The sequence below is a fragment of the Bradyrhizobium sp. CCGUVB14 genome (genome assembly GCF_024199935.1).
Taxonomy (GTDB): domain Bacteria; phylum Pseudomonadota; class Alphaproteobacteria; order Rhizobiales; family Xanthobacteraceae; genus Bradyrhizobium.
The window spans coordinates 503,299-518,288 of record NZ_JANADS010000001.1 but is presented as its reverse complement, the minus strand read 5'-3'; the positions used below and the strand labels follow the sequence as shown (position 1 = coordinate 518,288).

Below are 14,990 nucleotides of genomic sequence, written 5' to 3'. Positions count from 1 at the left end.
CACGGACCGCGCTGCCGCCACGGCGGCGCAAGATCACGGCTTCAATCGATCGAATGCAGCAGCGCGGCGCGGACGAGGTCCGCGGTGTTGCGCGCGCCGAGCTTGCGCATCGCCTCGGCCCGATGGCTCTCGAAGGTGCGCGGGCTGATCTGCATGCGCAGCGCCCCCTGCTTGTTCGAAAAACCCTCGCTGATCAGCCGCAGCACTTCGCGCTCACGCTTGGTCAGCCGCTTGCCCGACAGGCTCGACAGTTCGGAGCCGGTCTCGCGCGGCGCCGGCAGCACGCGGCCGGCCTTCAACTCGGCATCTTCGGTCGTGGACGGCGCGGGCAACGCGCCCTTGTGGGGGCCGGCGAGCTGCTTGACCACGCCGCAGACGCGCTCCGTCTGCGCCAATGCATTCTCCACCACCTGCTGCAAATAGGCGCGATCTGCCGAGACCGGCGCGAGCTGGTCGCTGTGGTGCTTGATCTCGCCCATGTAGAGCAGGAGTGCAGTCAGGGGGCCGTTGAGCTCGCGGGCGATGGCCGCGGCCATCTCGTCGGCCGCCTTGGCACGGGCAGCGTTCAGGCGAACGAAATCAGCCTCTTCGGCCGGAGCAGTGCTGCTTTCGAACCATTCCGACGGTCGCGAATCAGCAACCGTATCGTTCTGTGACCCCATGTGACCCGTTTAGCGGAACCCGGGGCGATCTGTGGTTAACTTTCTGCTCCGTAAGACTACGGTGAATATGTCAGTTCTGTGCTGAAATGACGACGCAGGCACAATTTATGCTTGCATTGGCGCATCGTTGACTATGTCAGGGTTGATAAATCTGCCTAAAACATAGGCATACCGCCTGAAGCCGTCTTAACGATCGTGACCCGGCGCGCCCGCGGCGCCCCCGGATTTTACGGATAAATTAACGGCGGCCTGCTTCTCTTTGTCACAATTGAGAGCGCGCAAATGCCTCCATGCATTGGGCCGGTCGGCCTGCTGGAATCGTTGCGAGAGATTGCGTGCCATGGACGAGATCGACCAGCTTTCGGAGTTCCTGCAGAAGCTGACGCCGTTGTCGCGCAGCTGTCTGCTGAGCGAACTCGAACGGCTCGAACTGTGCGGCATCGACATGCCGGGCTCGACCGAGATCCAGGCGAAGCTGCGCGCCGAATTCCGCAAGGACGGATCGACCCAGGCGCGCGCCACCAATCCTTCGCGCTATTTCTTCGCGCCGCTCGAGCTGTTGCTGATCGACGGTGCGCCCGAGCACGCTAATGCGGGACGGATCTCGCGCAACACGCTCACGCCGATCTGGGAGTGGATCTGCCGCGACCTGCTGCCGACCATGGCGCGCGACTACGTCAAGGCGATCAACGACCAGGTCACCGCCAACAATCCCAAGGAAGTGCAGAAGATCGCGACGACCTTCCAGGGCAAGGTCGTCAAAGTGCTCGAGAACACGCTCGCCTCAGCCGAGAGCACCGAGTTCGCGCGCGGCAAGCTCGCGCAATACACCGCTTCGCGCACTGCCTTCGACGACGTGAAGAAGATGCAGCAAGTGCTGCGCGCCGGCGGCGCATTGGCGAAGTTCAACGAGAAGCTGCCCGAGACCATCACCAAATTCGACGACGGCCAGGTCGCCCAGATCACTGCGCAGCTCGACGCGTTCAAGAAGGCCAATCCCGATGCGCTGCCCTTTGCGCTGGCGCTGGTGGCGAGGCGCCTGAAGACATTCTGGCAGCTCACATACCTTGCGACCAGGGCGGCCGCGAGCAAGAGCGCTGCCGAGGTTGCCGCGGCGCCCTATGCTTGCGTCGTCCCCATGGTGCTCGACCGGCTCGACGACAAGCGCCTCGCCCTGCGGATCGCACTCCGCCACAACCGTTTCCTCGTCGCACGCGATCTGCTCACCGAAATTTACGACGCCGAACATTCGCTCAAGCTTCGCATCGACGGCATCGAACAGAGCGAATGGGGCGTCCGGCTGCAGCAATTGATGGACGCGATCGCGGCGCTGGTGTCGGCCGAGGTCAGCCGCTTCCCCGCCAATGTCGGTCACATCCTGGGATCGCGCCGGCTACGCAGCCAGGATACGCTGGGCGGCAAGCTGAGCTATCTGGCCTGGAAGGGCCGCGACGCCATGCAGGACGGCGCGGCGGCATTTCGCAAATTGATCGGGGCGACCTAGTTCCCCGGCATTCCCTCTAGGCTATTCGGGCGCGTGCGGCAGGCACAGGAAGCGATCGAGAAATCGCCCTGACATCACGAATCTGAACCACCAATAGATCAACCGCCGCGTCGTCATAGCTGCAATCCTTGACAGCCCACCACCGGCTGATGGAACCAATAGCGCAGCTGTCGCAATACGCATGTGAGCTGCTTCACACTTGTCGGCTCGGCGCCTGCGCGAGTTGTCGCATAACCGTCACGCGCGACGGGCAAAGATGCGCGCATCGCGCGAAAATGAATTCGTGGACGGAGTGTATCGCTTCTATCCTGCGCCGCATCGCATGCTGCGATGGAAGGACATTCGCGATGAGATCGATCCGACTGACGTTGACCCTCATGATCTGGCTGGCTGGTGCATGCGCGCTCGCGTCAACGACGATGGCGCAGACGGCACCGCCCCCGGGCAACGCCGCGCCGACGGCCGACAATGCCGTTCTGCTCACCGTCTTCTTCAAGCACGACCAGTCGCGCCCGCTCAGTGAGCTGAATGCGCAACTCGACAAGCAAGGCTTCCGCAAAGCCTTTCCACCGGCGGGCGTAGAGGTCGTGAGCTGGTACGTGATGATGGGCGTAGGCCAGGTGATCACGCTGCGGCTGCCGGCTTCGCGGCTGCGCGAGGTCAACCGCATCATCGAGGACACCGCGTGGGGTCCGTACCGCACCGAGTTCTATCCGACCTATGACTACAAGGCGGTCGGCATCGCCGAACACGACAAAGCGGCAGCCAATTGAGGCGTCCATTATTCAATTGGGCGAAGCACGCGCAGCTTCGTCCAATTACAGGACACGGCCCCACGCGCCACCGAACAGAGCACCGGGAAAATCCTGCATGATTGTCGCACGCACGAGCGCAACGCACGGACAGACGTAAACACTTCCCGAAAGAGGTCCGAACAATTTTAGGAATGATGGGGGCTTTAACGTTACCCAGATAATTCAACAATCGGCTGAAGCCCTCCTTATTTGAAACTGCTCCCGTCGCTAACACCGGCCGCGGAACGGGAGTGGTTTGAGATGGACGACAGGATCAGTGAGCTCGCCGGACGAAGGCTGAAGACCTTCGGACGGCGGAAAATGATGCCGCGCGCATGCGTGGCCGACAGCAAGCGCCATCTGCGCGCCTTCATGAGCGAAGTGCTCGAGGACCTCGGCTTCGTCACGAGCGAATGCAGCAGCGCAAGCGAGCTGCAGACCATGCTCGCCACCGACCTGCCGGACCTGATCCTGCTCGGCATCGCCGCCGACGGCATCGAGCCCGGCCAATTCCTGGAGACCCTGGTGCGCGAGGCCTTCGACGGCAAGGTTCTGACCGTCGGCGCCCGCGAGTCGATCATCGTGAAGGCCGTGCAGCAGGTCGGCGAGGAATACGGGCTTGCGATGCTGCCGCCGCTCACCACGCCCTTTGCCGCGGAGACGTTGCGCGAGCGCGTCGCGATGCTGCTGCCGGAGGAGCCGGCGCCGAGCCCGGCCGTGCATGTCGGCGAGGCCCTGCATGCGGGCTGGCTCGAGCTCTGGTACCAGTCGAAAATCGACGCGCGCTCGCTGGTCCGCTGCGGCGCCGAGGCGCTGGTGCGGATGCGGCATCCGACCTGGGGCGTGGTGCCGCCGGCCTATTTCATCCCGGAGGAGGACGATCCGCATTTCCGCGACCTGTCGGAGTTCGTGATCGAGCGCGCGCTGCAGGACTGGCATTATCTTCTGGAGCGGCAGAGCGCGGTCGATCTCTCGATCAATCTGCCCGCGCCTTATCTGAAAGAGCCGCAGGCGGTGCGCGACCTCTGCCGCCGGGTGCCGACGCATCCGGCCTTCGGCGGGCTGACGATCGAGATCGCCAGCGCGGAGGCGCTCGACGATCTCGCCTTCCTCACCGAGATCGCGCGCGAGATGCGCTTCCACAATATCGGTCTGTCGATCGACAATCTCGGCGCCAACTGGCCGGCGCTGATGGGGCGGGACAGGATCCCCTTCATCAAGCTGAAGGCCGACCGGCAATTCGTCACCGGCTGCGGCAACGACCGCCTGAAGCGAACGGTGTGCCGCCACATCGTCGAGCTCGCGCAGGGCTATGGCGCGCGCGCCGTCGCCGAGGGTGTCGAGAGCCGCGGCGACCTGATGGCGGTCAACGAGCTCGGTTTCGACATGGTGCAGGGCTATCTGTTTGGCAAGCCGATGCCGCTGAAGAAGTTTGCCAGAAACACGCAGACGCGAACGGTGATGGCACAGGAGTGAGGCGCGAAGGCCTCACGCATATCGCCGTGCGAAGAACACGCAGACGACCACGAGCGCGGTCGCGGCGATCATGCTCCATGCGACCGGCTCGTGCAGCAGGAAGCCGGCCAGCGCGAGACCGAAGAAGGGCTGCAGCTGCTGCAACTGGCCGATGCGCGCGATGCCGCCGATCGCGAGCCCGCGATACCAGAAGATGAAGCCGACGAACATGCTGAAGATCGAGACGTAAGCGAGCCCGATCCAGGCAGGCAGGCTGACGCCGCTCCATGCCTGTGGCCAGGTCCAGATCATGACGGGCAGCATCAACGGTAGCGCCAGCAGCAATGCCCAGGAGATCACCTGCCAGCCGCCGATCCGGCGCGACAGCGCGGCACCCTCGGCATAGCCGAGCCCGCACAGCACGATCGCGGCCACCATCAGGAGATCGCCGGCGACCGATGCGGTGCCGCCATTCGAAAGGGCGAAGCCTGCCACCGTGGCGCTGCCGAGAATCGCGAACAGCCAGAACAGCGGCTGCGGCCGCTCGCCGCCGCGCAGCACGGCGAAGATCGCGGTCGACAGCGGCAACAAGCCGATGAAGACGATCGAATGCGCCGAGGTGATGTGCTGCAGCGCCAGCGCCGTCAGCAGGGGGAAGCCGACCACGACGCCGATGGAGACGATGACGAGCGAGGCGAGATCCCTGCGCTCCGGCCACGTCTGGCGCAGCAGGCCGAGCACGGCCGCACCGATCAGCGCCGCGATGATCGCGCGCGCCGACGTCAGGAACAGCGCCGAGAAGCCGCCGACCGCGACGCGCGTCGCCGGCAGCGAGCCGCTGAAGATGATGACGCCGAGAAGTCCGTTGCCCCAGCCGCTGCCCGCAGATTGCATGTCCGTCCCGCTGTCTTGAGTTGGCATCATCGGCCTTCGGCAGTGGCGAGACCAGTCACAATCCAGTACAATCTCGTCAAACTGTATTGGTGTGGAAGGCAGTACACCTTGAGCATCGAAGCCCGCATGAAGGGTCGCGGCGGCACGCGGACCATCGACGTGATGAGCGCGATCCGCGCCAAGATCGCCGGACGCGCACTCAGCGCCGGCGACCGGCTGCCGTCGATCCGCAGCCTTGCCGCCACGATGGGTGTCGCGCCGTCCACGGTGGTGGAAGCCTATGATCGTCTCGCCGCCGAAAGCCTGATCCGCGCACGCCGCGGCTCGGGCTTCTATGTGTCGCCGACGGTCACGCCGCCACTCGCATTGACCGAGGTCGAGCCGCGCCGCGATCGGGCGGTCGATCCGTTCTGGGTCTCCCGGCAATCGCTCGACACCGACGCCGCCGTGCCAAAACCCGGCTGCGGCTGGCTGCCGCCGGAGTGGATGCCGGAAGCGGCACTGCGGCGCGCCGCCCGCGCGATTGCCCGCACCGACGCGAGCGTGCTGACCAATTACGGCTCGACATCCGGCTTGCTTGCGCTGCGCCGGCTGCTGCTCGCCCGCCTCGCCGAAGACGAGATCGAGGCCTCGCTCAGCCAGCTGATGCTCACGGGCTCGGGCACGCAGGCAACCGACCTGATCTGCCGCTTCCTGCTCCGCCCCGGCGACACCGTGCTGGTCGACGATCCCTGCTACTTCAATTTCCGTGCGCTGCTGCGCGCGCATCAGGCGAAGATCGTCAGCGTGCCCTACACGCCATTGGGCCCCGACGTCGCGCGCTTCGAGCAGATCCTTGGCAGCGAACGGCCACGGCTCTACATCACCAATTCAGCGCTGCATAATCCGACCGGCGCGACACTTTCGCTGCAGACCGCACATCGGCTTTTGACCGCGGCGGCCGCGCACGACCTCACCATTATCGAAGACGACATCTTTGGCGACTTCGAGCCGGAGCGATCGCCGCGCCTTGCCGCGCTGGATGGCTTGAACCGGGTGATCCGGATCGGCAGCTTCTCCAAGACGCTGTCGGCCTCGGTGCGCTGCGGCTACATCGCCGCGCGGGCTGACTGGATCGAGCATCTCGTCGACCTCCAGGTTGCGACCAGCTTTGGCGGCCCGAGCCCGGTGGCGACCGACATCATCGCAAGAGTGCTGGCCGGCGGCAGCTATCGCAAGCACATGGACGAGCTCAGGCAAAAGCTCACGCGGACGCGTCGTGACGTCGCGCGAAAGCTTGGGGCACTGGGCATCGAGCCCTGGCTGATGCCGCGCGGCGGCTTCTTCCTGTGGTGCCGCCTCGCCGATGGAAAGGATGCCACAGCCGTTGCGCGTGCCGCGCTCGAGGAAGACGTCGTGCTCGCACCCGGCAACGTGTTCAGCGTGTCGCAATCAGCGTCGAAGTCCATGCGGTTCAACGTGGCGCATATGAGCGATCCGCAGATGTGGGACGTGCTGCGGCGGGCGTTGAAAGCGGGCTCTGCCGCGCGAAATAATCCGACTTAGACAGAAGCAAAGAGCCAGCTAACGGATCAGCAGCCTCACTAGCTGAAACAAGACTCCAAATGCAGCGGCAACGGCGCCGGCCTCGACAGCCCAGGTCACGTAGCGATACTGTGCCGGTCGCGCCTTTTGTCGTTGCAGCCAATCATTGAGGCCAAACGAAAACGCCTTGGCAAAGTAGAGCCGGGTGTCGACGAACGGAGCTTGAGCGCTCTCGCCAAGAGATGACCGCCTGTTGCGGAGTCCTACGATCGTCAAGGTCGCGCCGGCGATATTCGTAATCATCCAAAACGACGCAACCGCGAGCACGAGATAGTCGTGGGTAGTCATGGCCGCATAATCCCGATCACCGCAGAAACGATCCAAGCGACGCCCGCGAGAACGCCGATACCCGTACCTACTGCCGCTAATATATTGACGAAAGTCGGCTCTGAAAGTGCTAGCGCCGCAGTGCAAAGCGCCGCACCTAAGGTCGCCAAGATAGCAGCGGCCAAGTTCCACTTGGCAGCATTCATATTATCCCCCAACAAAAACGCTTACAAACATATATTTAAAGTTGTATTTTTGCAATCGCTCTCTGCAATCTAACGATGTACCCCCTTGAAAATCAACCCCACGCGCCTCTTAGGCGAAGTCTTGGCTCGCCTGAGGGCAGCTAGAATGCACTCGGGGATTCAACGTGGCTCGATCATCCATCCGCAGATGTGGGACGTGCTGCGGCGGGCGTTGAGGGCGGGCTCCAGATAGCCGGCAGCTAGTACCACGGCTCCTCATAGACCGGCTCGCCGTCGAGCAGCAGCCGCTTGATGGCCGCGCGGCCCGAGGGCAGCACGGCGGCGACGACACGCAGCTTCTGCTGGTTACGGGCCTGCTCGAGCTTCCTGCCCTCGCCTTCCGGCACGAAATAGCTTTCGAGGCCGTACCTGATCGTGAGCTTGTCGCAGAAGATGCGGCTGGTCGAACCGCAGGAATAGCTGACGCGGCCCCGGATCAGCACTTCGGGCGCCGCGACCGTCACAGGCTCGGCATGCACGGAAACGGCCTGGTAGAGGCCGTTGGCATCAGGCGCGAGCTTGACGAACACGACGGGATTGCGTTCGGCGGTCGGCTGGCCGGCGAGCGCACCCGCCGGCAGTTGCGAGATATCGTAGCCGAGCACGACATAGTCGCCGCGCAGGAGATCGCGCGGATCGACCGGCCGGGTCTGCAAGGTCACCTCACGGCCTTCGCGCAGGATCCGCACGCGGTCGACAACCATCAGAACCAGCAGCGCGCATTGAAGCAGGATGGCGGCACCGAACAGCACGGCCTTCGGGATACGTTGCCACAGCGCGGCGAACTTGATCATCGTTCAGCCCTCGGCAGCGCGCGATTGAGCGCGGTTGCGAACACGACGGCGATGATTCCCGCCACCGCCAGGAAGGCCGAGCGGCGCAGCAGCGAGCCCTTCACCGCCCAGGTGATCGCAGCGATGACGCCGGCGATGCCGAGCCAACCCGCGACGATGCGCGGACGCACGTCGTCGAGCACGCCGGAGACGACGAGACAGAGCATAGCGCAGAGCAGTGCGGCATAGGCGAACCATGGCTCGCCGGCGGCGGATGCCGGCCAGATCGGGGCCGCGACCAGCACAAGGCCAATCGCACAGGCTGCGAGGACTTCGCCAACGCGCTTCGTGATCGCGGCGGACGCGAGCGCAAGGATCACACCTGCGACGCCGCACACAATCGCCCACGGCGCCTGGGCCGCCATCGTGGCCGTCCGAAGGCGGAAGAGATCGTCGACCGTCGTCACCTCCAGGAAGGCGACGATAGCCAGCGAAAATGCGCCATAGATCGACAGAACAGATCCAAGCTGGCGCGCCCGCGGCGACGGCGCCGCGGCGATCGCGAGCCCCGCGCCGAACAGCAGGGCCGCGCCGTTCGCCAGCAAGAAGGACGGCTGGGCACCGTCGAAGTCGAAGCGAAGCGACGTGGCGACCCACCACGGAAGCACCGCAATCGCGACGAGATGGGCAGCCACGCGCGAATTCCACGCGAGCGCGACGGCGGCGGCGATGAGCCAGACCACCACAAACTGAAGATGGAGGGCGTCCGGCGCATCATAGACGCGCATGCAGGTCCAGATGCAGCCGGCCGCGAGTCCGACCGCAAGCGCGCCGCGCGAGCCGGTCAGCAGTGCCGCGGCAAATGCGCCGATCGACCACAACAGCATGCCGCCGGCAAAATCGTCGCCGAGATGATACATCTGGCCGACCAGCGCGATACCGGCGCCGAAGACGATCGCGCCGATGCTGGCGCAGAGGTCGGCGAGAACGATGCGCCCGGTCGCGGCGAACCACGCCCCGAGGCCGCCGGCGACGACCATACCGGCAAGCAGGATCGCGAACCGCAACAGCCGCGCGATCTCGGTCCAGTGCGCCGCGACGAAGGCGAGGAATGCGGCTGCAATCAGCAGGCCGCCGACGATGGCCACGACGACCGCGATGTTGATGCCCGGCGAAAGCGGCGGCAGCGCATTGCGAATGGAGGCGGCGGCCGCCGGCGCAATCACGCCATCGGCTTCCCATTGCGCAAGATCAGCCTCTAGGCGTTGCCGGTAGGTCTTGTCGAACATGGTCGTGGATCACAGGCTCCCTGCCGGCCGCGGAATGTTGGTCGGACCGCGCCGGTGACAGGTTCAACCTATCACCGCTCCGGTACATATCCGCAATATCGGGATTCTGCTGCCAATCTCCGGGCAGACCTGGAGAAGCCGGAGTGACGTCCGCCGCGGCTAGTTCGCCTTGATGCCGGCCTCGCTGATGAGCTTGCCCCATTTCGTGCTCTCGCTCTGAATGAAGCGGCCGAACTCTTCCGGAGACGTTGGTGCAGGCTCTGCGCCGAGGGTTCGGATCTTCTCAGCCACCGACGGGTCCTTCAGGGCTTTCACGAAAGCCGCGTTCAGCCTGGCGACAATGTCGGGAGGCGTGCCTGCGGGCGCGACCAGCCCGAACCAGCCGACGGATTCGAAACCCGCAATGCCGCTCTCGGCCAGCGTCGGCACCTCGGACAGGGATGGAACGCGACGCGCCGACGACACACCGATCGCGTTGAGCTTGCCGTCGAGGATCAATTGCATCGACGCGGGAATATCCAGCACTGCGAAGGGCACATGGCCCGCGAGAACGTCGACCGCCGCCGGTGCCGTGCCCCGATACGGGACCAGCTCCATCTCGATCCCGGCCTTCTGCGTGAACAACGCGGCCGTCAAATGCATCGCCGTCGAATTGCCGCCATGGCCGATCGACAGCGCGCCAGGCTTCGCCTTGGCAAGCGCGATCGCCTCCGCAACATTGTGCGCGGGAATGTCGGCCGACGAGACCAGCACGAAGGGGATTTCCGCAAGCAGCGTGATCGGCGCGAGATCCTTCGGATCGAACGGCATCGACGAATTGAGATGCGGGTTCACTGTCAGCGCGCCCGCCGGCGCGACGCCGAGCGTGTAGCCATCGGGCTTGGCCTGCGCGACGGCCGCCATGCCGATATTGCCCCCTGCCCCCGCACGGTTCTCGATCACCAGGCTCTGCTTGAGCTCGGCGGTGACGAGCGGCTCGAGCGCGCGGATGACGGTGTCGGCGCTGCCGCCGGGCGGGAAGGTCACGATGATCTTGATCAACTGCTCCGGATAGGCCGCGTCGACTGCCTGCAACGGCAGCGCGGCGAGAACCGCAGCCGACAGCCCGGCCAGAATGCGGCGCCTTGCAACGTGGAACACGCTCTCCTCCCTGGTACTCTTTATGGGTTGCTTACGACGCCGCGCCGGTGAGACGCGCCAGCAAGGTTTGTGGATCTTCCGGCGCTGCCTGCCCGCGCCAGGCGATGTGCTGGTCGGGCCGCACCAGCACGAGCTTCTCGGCATAGGCGCCGTTGGCCTCGTCCGGCGCGACGTCGATCAATGCGAGCGGAACACCCCACGCTTCCGCGGCGGACTGCAAACGCGCCACATCGATCGCCGGATCGAACCGCAGCAGATTGTAGCCGGTGCCGAAGGCGTCATAGAGCGATCGCCCGTCGCGCAGGAAAACGTGCGGCGCGCGGGCGCCCGGCACGGTGGAGGGCGTAAAGCTTCCCATCGCGTAAGGAGGCGGCGTCTCGCCGTCATAGGCGATGATCGGCGAGGCGTCGTAGTAATAGCCGAAATTCAATCCGGCGCAGCAATATTGCTGCACGTTGAGATCATAGGCGGCTCTCGCGAGCGCCGCGCGTGCCGCGTGGCCACGCGGGGTGTCGTCCTCGATCTCCGCGGACACGCCGCCGCGTTGCGCCATCATCTTCATCGCGTGGTCCATCGCGAAGCGCGACACCTGGTCGGTGATGGGCTGACGTTCCGCCTCGTAGGCATCGAGGATCGAGGCCTGCGCCCAGCCGCTCAGATGCGCGGCCAATTGCCAGCAGAGATCGACGGCATCCGCGATGCCGGCATTCATGCCGTAGCCGGCATAGGGCATCCAGAGATGCGCGGCGTCGCCGCAGATGAACACCCTGCGGTCGCGGAAGCGATCGGCCACCAGGCGGCGCCCGACCCAGTCTTCCTTGCTCAGGATCTTGTACTCGAAACGCTCGTCAACGCCGAGGATCGCCCGGATCGACCAGTCACGATCGACCGAATCGAACTCGGGCTCGTCGGGCTTGAGATGGTTGTGAATCAGCCAGCGGTCGTGGCCGTCGATCGCCACCGTGGTGCCCGAGCGCCGCGGGTTGAGCGACAGCACCATCCAGGCCGGCTTGTGCGCGCCCATCAACGCCTTCAATTGCGGCGCTTCGATAAAGGTCGATTGCACACGCTGGATCACCGGCGTTCCGGACAGGCTCGCGCCGATCGACTTGCGAACCAGCGAGCGGCTGCCGTCGCACCCGATGACAAAACCGGCTTCGATTCGGAGCGTCTCTCCGCTGTCGAGATTGCGCCCATGCGCGACCACGTGGTCATCGTCCTGCTCGATCTCGGTGATTTCCGTGCGCGCCAGAATGGTGATGCGCGACTGGGCGGCGGCGTGCGCGAACAGGATCGGCTCGAGATAGACCTGATTGATCCGGTGCGGCGGCTCCGGCGTCGGCCACCAGGTGTCGGGGCCGCCGGTGGCGCTGTAGCGGCGCGCGCGGGACGGAATGTCGATGCGGCAGAGCTCGATGCCGGTCGCCGTGGTCCGGTAGGAGCAATCATTCGGGAAGTCCGCGGGCAGGCCTGCATCGCGCAGCTTTGCCGCCACGCCGAGCCTTCGGAACACTTCCATCGAGCGCGCCGAGACGTGATTGCATTTGACGTTGGGCGGATCGCCGGCATGACGGATCTCGGCGACGACGACGTCGATGCCGCGCGAGGCCAGATCCATGGCCGCGGTCAATCCGACCGGGCCGGCACCCACGATCAGGACCTGTGTCCTCATGCTCGTCTCCATCCCAGAGCCGCGGACTTTGCCGCTGGCGCAGCATGCATTTTATTGCAGGCCAGCTTATAAGATAAGCCGGAAAGAACTCATCAATTCATGAGCTTGACCTATGAATGTCACTCTGCGGCAGCTGCGGGCTTTCACCGGCGTGTACCGCACGCGCAGCATCACGCGGGCGGCACGCGAGCTCGGAATCACGCAATCCGCCGCAAGCCTCCTGATCCAGCAGCTCGAGGTCCAGCTCGGCGTCAGGCTGTTTGACCGCTCGACGCGCTCCGTGCAGCCGACGCCCGCGGCCGACGAGGCCTATCATTCCGCCGAACGGATGCTGGGCGACGCGCTCGGCCTGTCACGCCGCATGCGCGATCTCGCCCAGGCGCGCGCCGGCCGCGTCGCGTTTCTGGCCTCGGCCGGCGCCGCATCGTCGCTGCTGCCGCGGGTGCTCGCAACGTTCCGCACCGCTCATCCCGACATCGAAATCGACATGCGCGACATGGCGGCCGACGATCTCGTGCCACGCATGATGTCGACGGACGCGGAATTCGCGATCGGTAGTGTCGAGGGCGAATTCCCCGAGATGACGATCGAGACCCTGACCCGCGGGCGCCTGAGCGCAATCGGCCGGCGCACGGCGGACTTCGCCGCGCGGCGCTCCCTGACATGGGACGAGCTGGCGGAATGGCCGACGATCGCGATGCGGCGCGAGACCCGCATCCGCATGCAGATCGATCAAGCGCTGAGCGCGCAGGGCAAGCGCCTCACGCCCACCCATGAAGTGACGCTCATCAACACCGCACTCGCCATGACGGCGCAGGGACTGGGACTTGCCATCCTTCCCGCCACGGTGCTGCCGGCCGATCAGTTTCCGACCCTGATCGCGAGGCCTCTGGTGCGGCCGGCCATCACGCGGCCGGTGTCGCTGCTTCAGCGTCAGGGCCGATCGCTGTCGCCGGCAGCGCAGGCCTTTGTGGCGACGGCACGAACGGTGTTGGCGCAGCGATCCGGGTGAGCGCTACTCCGCGAGATTGTGCTGCTGCCAGCGCAGCAAATAGGCCTGCAATCGCCAGATCAACGCGGACAGCGCGACGCCCACCAGCATCAGAACGATGACGGCGACCATCATTCCCGAGGCTTCCGCGCGCGCCTCGGACTCGATGATCAGGCGCCCGATCCCCCGCTCCGCGCCGATGAACTCGCCGACGATCACCCCGATCAGCGCGAAGGAAATCGCAGGCGTCAGCGAGGCGAAGACCCAGGCCATGGTCGAGGGGATGACCACCGTGCGGGTGATCTGCCACTCGCTGGCGCCGAGCAGCCGCGCAGCATTGACAAAGCCCTCGTCGATCGAGCGCGCACCCTCGAACGTGTTGAAGAAGACGAGAAACACCACCACGATCCACGACGTGACGATCTTCGAGGTATCGCCGATGCCGAAAGCCAGCACGATGATCGGCGCCAGCGCGATGCGGGGAATCGAATTCACCGCCGTGATGAACGGCTGGAAGATGGCGCTCAGCCGATCCGAACGGCCGAGCACGAGGCCGGCGGCAAAGCCGCTGCTGACGCCGGTGACGAAACCGAAAAACGTGTTCTTCAGGGTGACGGCGGTCGCGATCCAGAGATTGTTTTCGGATCGCGCCATGCAGCGGCCGAATTCGCCATTGAACCAGCCGTTGAACACGCCGAGCTTCGACTTGAGGCAGCTCAGGATCAGGAAGTGCTCGAAGATGTCCGATGGCTTGGATATGAAATAGGGATCGAGCAGATCCGGCACCAGCCAAGGAAGACGGCCGTGCAGATCGTAGCCCCACTGCCAGATCGACAGCAGGCCGAGGCAGATCAGCGCCTGCCATGCCAATGTTCTGCCGGGATGACGCGCGCGTCTCATGGCTTGCGGCCCTTGATGAATTCTTCCCCAAGCGAGTGCCAGATCAACTGAAACAGCTCGGCATAACGCGGGGTTTCCCGGATCTTCACCGCGTTACGCGGGCGGGCAAAATCCACCGCAAAACTCTCCTTGATCCGGCCGGGCCGCGCAGAAAACAGGATGATGCGATCCGCCAGCGTCAGGGCCTCGCCGAGATCATGGGTCACGAACAGCACGGTCTGCTGCTCGCGTTCCCAGATGCGCAGCAGCACATCGTGCATATCAATCTTGGTGTGGGTATCGAGTGCCCCGAACGGCTCGTCCATCAGCAGAACCTGCGGCTCGACGACCAGCGTTCGCATCAAGGCCGCGCGCTGGCGCATGCCACCCGACAAGGCGGAAGGATAGGCATTACCAAAGCCTTCGAGCCCGGCCTGATTCAGGCAGGCATTGACCCGATCCTTCCGCTCAGCAGCCGGGACGCCTGCCAGCTCGAGGCCATAACCGATATTGTCGGCGACGGTGCGCCAGGGAAACATCGTATCGCGCTGGAAAACGTAACCGACATCAGGCGTCGCCTTCCCGTGAACGACGGGCGTTCCGTCAATCAGGATCTCGCCGCTGGTTGGTTTGAGCAGCGTCGCGATCATGTTGAGGACGGTGCTCTTGCCCGAACCGGATGGTCCCAAAAGAGCGACGAATTCGCCGCGCCGGACACTGAAGGAAACGTCGCGCACTGCCTCGATGGCGGTCCCCGCCAGCTGGAAGGTCTTGCACAGGCCGCGCACGTCGATGCGCTGCGTCTCGGGCGACGCAACGAACTCCGACGCATGCATGGCCT

At 64.9% G+C, this 14,990-nt stretch carries 14 protein-coding genes; 5 read left to right on the top strand and 9 right to left on the bottom strand.

What is annotated here, in order from left to right; genetic code table 11:
* Positions 1 to 41 precede the first annotated feature (41 nt).
* Positions 42 to 662 carry a helix-turn-helix transcriptional regulator gene (locus NLM32_RS02530; RefSeq protein WP_254127713.1) on the bottom strand — a complete coding sequence of 207 codons (621 nt, stop codon included), beginning with the start codon at positions 660 to 662 and terminating at the stop codon, positions 42 to 44.
* 340 nt (positions 663 to 1,002) lie between these two features.
* Between NLM32_RS02530 and NLM32_RS02525 the strand changes: the two genes are divergently transcribed.
* The 3 genes from NLM32_RS02525 (at position 1,003) to NLM32_RS02515 (ending at position 4,436) form a co-directional block, all read left to right on the top strand.
* On the top strand, positions 1,003 to 2,166 hold the full coding sequence (locus NLM32_RS02525) for a hypothetical protein (RefSeq protein WP_254127712.1): 1,164 nt from the start codon (positions 1,003 to 1,005) through the stop codon (positions 2,164 to 2,166).
* Between the two features lie 347 nt (positions 2,167 to 2,513).
* On the top strand, positions 2,514 to 2,939 hold the full coding sequence (locus NLM32_RS02520; RefSeq protein ID WP_254127711.1) for a hypothetical protein: 426 nt from the start codon (positions 2,514 to 2,516) through the stop codon (positions 2,937 to 2,939).
* A gap of 282 nt (positions 2,940 to 3,221) precedes the next feature.
* The gene (locus NLM32_RS02515) at positions 3,222 to 4,436 is read left to right on the top strand and encodes an EAL domain-containing protein (RefSeq protein ID WP_254127710.1); all 1,215 of its coding nucleotides are present in this window, start codon (positions 3,222 to 3,224) and stop codon (positions 4,434 to 4,436) included.
* Positions 4,437 to 4,448: 12 nt separating this feature from the next.
* Here NLM32_RS02515 and NLM32_RS02510 read toward each other — a convergent pair whose 3' ends face one another.
* On the bottom strand, positions 4,449 to 5,309 hold the full coding sequence (locus NLM32_RS02510; RefSeq protein WP_254127709.1) for a DMT family transporter: 861 nt from the start codon (positions 5,307 to 5,309) through the stop codon (positions 4,449 to 4,451).
* A gap of 126 nt (positions 5,310 to 5,435) precedes the next feature.
* Here NLM32_RS02510 and NLM32_RS02505 point away from each other — a divergent pair, with 126 nt between their 5' ends.
* A complete protein-coding gene (locus tag NLM32_RS02505) occupies positions 5,436 to 6,854 on the top strand; it encodes a PLP-dependent aminotransferase family protein (protein ID WP_254135189.1) in 1,419 nt (472 codons plus the stop codon).
* An 18-nt stretch (positions 6,855 to 6,872) separates the two neighbouring features.
* Here NLM32_RS02505 and NLM32_RS02500 read toward each other — a convergent pair whose 3' ends face one another.
* The 5 genes from NLM32_RS02500 to NLM32_RS02480 form a co-directional block, all read right to left on the bottom strand.
* The gene (locus tag NLM32_RS02500; RefSeq protein WP_254127708.1) at positions 6,873 to 7,181 is read right to left on the bottom strand and encodes a hypothetical protein; all 309 of its coding nucleotides are present in this window, start codon (positions 7,179 to 7,181) and stop codon (positions 6,873 to 6,875) included.
* 424 nt (positions 7,182 to 7,605) lie between these two features.
* On the bottom strand, positions 7,606 to 8,199 hold the full coding sequence (locus tag NLM32_RS02495) for a GDYXXLXY domain-containing protein (protein ID WP_254127707.1): 594 nt from the start codon (positions 8,197 to 8,199) through the stop codon (positions 7,606 to 7,608).
* Positions 8,196 to 9,467 carry a DUF2157 domain-containing protein gene (locus NLM32_RS02490; protein ID WP_254127706.1) on the bottom strand — a complete coding sequence of 424 codons (1,272 nt, stop codon included), beginning with the start codon at positions 9,465 to 9,467 and terminating at the stop codon, positions 8,196 to 8,198. Before NLM32_RS02490 ends, NLM32_RS02495 begins: the two co-directional genes overlap by 4 nt.
* Positions 9,468 to 9,626: 159 nt before the next feature.
* Positions 9,627 to 10,607, bottom strand: coding sequence for a tripartite tricarboxylate transporter substrate binding protein (locus NLM32_RS02485; protein ID WP_254127705.1), 981 nt, complete (start codon positions 10,605 to 10,607; stop codon positions 9,627 to 9,629).
* Between the two features lie 31 nt (positions 10,608 to 10,638).
* The gene (locus NLM32_RS02480; protein ID WP_254127704.1) at positions 10,639 to 12,279 is read right to left on the bottom strand and encodes an FAD-dependent oxidoreductase; all 1,641 of its coding nucleotides are present in this window, start codon (positions 12,277 to 12,279) and stop codon (positions 10,639 to 10,641) included.
* Positions 12,280 to 12,391: 112 nt separating this feature from the next.
* Between NLM32_RS02480 and NLM32_RS02475 the strand changes: the two genes are divergently transcribed.
* A complete protein-coding gene (locus NLM32_RS02475; RefSeq protein ID WP_254127703.1) occupies positions 12,392 to 13,291 on the top strand; it encodes a LysR family transcriptional regulator in 900 nt (299 codons plus the stop codon).
* A gap of 3 nt (positions 13,292 to 13,294) precedes the next feature.
* Here the strand turns inward: NLM32_RS02475 and NLM32_RS02470 are convergent, their stop codons facing one another.
* Both NLM32_RS02470 and NLM32_RS02465 read right to left on the bottom strand, forming a co-directional pair.
* Positions 13,295 to 14,170 (bottom strand): ABC transporter permease, encoded by an 876-nt coding sequence (locus NLM32_RS02470; protein ID WP_254127702.1) that lies wholly within the window; start codon positions 14,168 to 14,170, stop codon positions 13,295 to 13,297.
* The gene (locus NLM32_RS02465; protein ID WP_254135188.1) at positions 14,167 to 14,985 is read right to left on the bottom strand and encodes an ABC transporter ATP-binding protein; all 819 of its coding nucleotides are present in this window, start codon (positions 14,983 to 14,985) and stop codon (positions 14,167 to 14,169) included. Before NLM32_RS02465 ends, NLM32_RS02470 begins: the two co-directional genes overlap by 4 nt.
* Positions 14,986 to 14,990 lie beyond the last annotated feature (5 nt).

Bases quoted from the DNA above. Each gene is read 5' to 3' on its own strand.
- NLM32_RS02495 (WP_254127707.1), bottom strand. From the start codon at position 8,199: ATGATCAAGTTCGCCGCGCTGTGGCAACGTATCCCGAAGGCCGTGCTG.
- NLM32_RS02490 (WP_254127706.1), bottom strand. From the start codon at position 9,467: ATGTTCGACAAGACCTACCGGCAACGCCTAGAGGCTGATCTTGCGCAA.
- NLM32_RS02500 (WP_254127708.1), bottom strand. From the start codon at position 7,181: ATGACTACCCACGACTATCTCGTGCTCGCGGTTGCGTCGTTTTGGATG.
- NLM32_RS02525 (WP_254127712.1), top strand. From the start codon at position 1,003: ATGGACGAGATCGACCAGCTTTCGGAGTTCCTGCAGAAGCTGACGCCG.
- NLM32_RS02470 (WP_254127702.1), bottom strand. From the start codon at position 14,170: ATGAGACGCGCGCGTCATCCCGGCAGAACATTGGCATGGCAGGCGCTG.
- NLM32_RS02530 (WP_254127713.1), bottom strand. From the start codon at position 662: ATGGGGTCACAGAACGATACGGTTGCTGATTCGCGACCGTCGGAATGG.
- NLM32_RS02465 (WP_254135188.1), bottom strand. From the start codon at position 14,985: ATGCATGCGTCGGAGTTCGTTGCGTCGCCCGAGACGCAGCGCATCGAC.
- NLM32_RS02510 (WP_254127709.1), bottom strand. From the start codon at position 5,309: ATGCAATCTGCGGGCAGCGGCTGGGGCAACGGACTTCTCGGCGTCATC.
- NLM32_RS02520 (WP_254127711.1), top strand. From the start codon at position 2,514: ATGAGATCGATCCGACTGACGTTGACCCTCATGATCTGGCTGGCTGGT.
- NLM32_RS02505 (WP_254135189.1), top strand. From the start codon at position 5,436: ATGAAGGGTCGCGGCGGCACGCGGACCATCGACGTGATGAGCGCGATC.
- NLM32_RS02475 (WP_254127703.1), top strand. From the start codon at position 12,392: ATGAATGTCACTCTGCGGCAGCTGCGGGCTTTCACCGGCGTGTACCGC.
- NLM32_RS02515 (WP_254127710.1), top strand. From the start codon at position 3,222: ATGGACGACAGGATCAGTGAGCTCGCCGGACGAAGGCTGAAGACCTTC.
- NLM32_RS02480 (WP_254127704.1), bottom strand. From the start codon at position 12,279: ATGAGGACACAGGTCCTGATCGTGGGTGCCGGCCCGGTCGGATTGACC.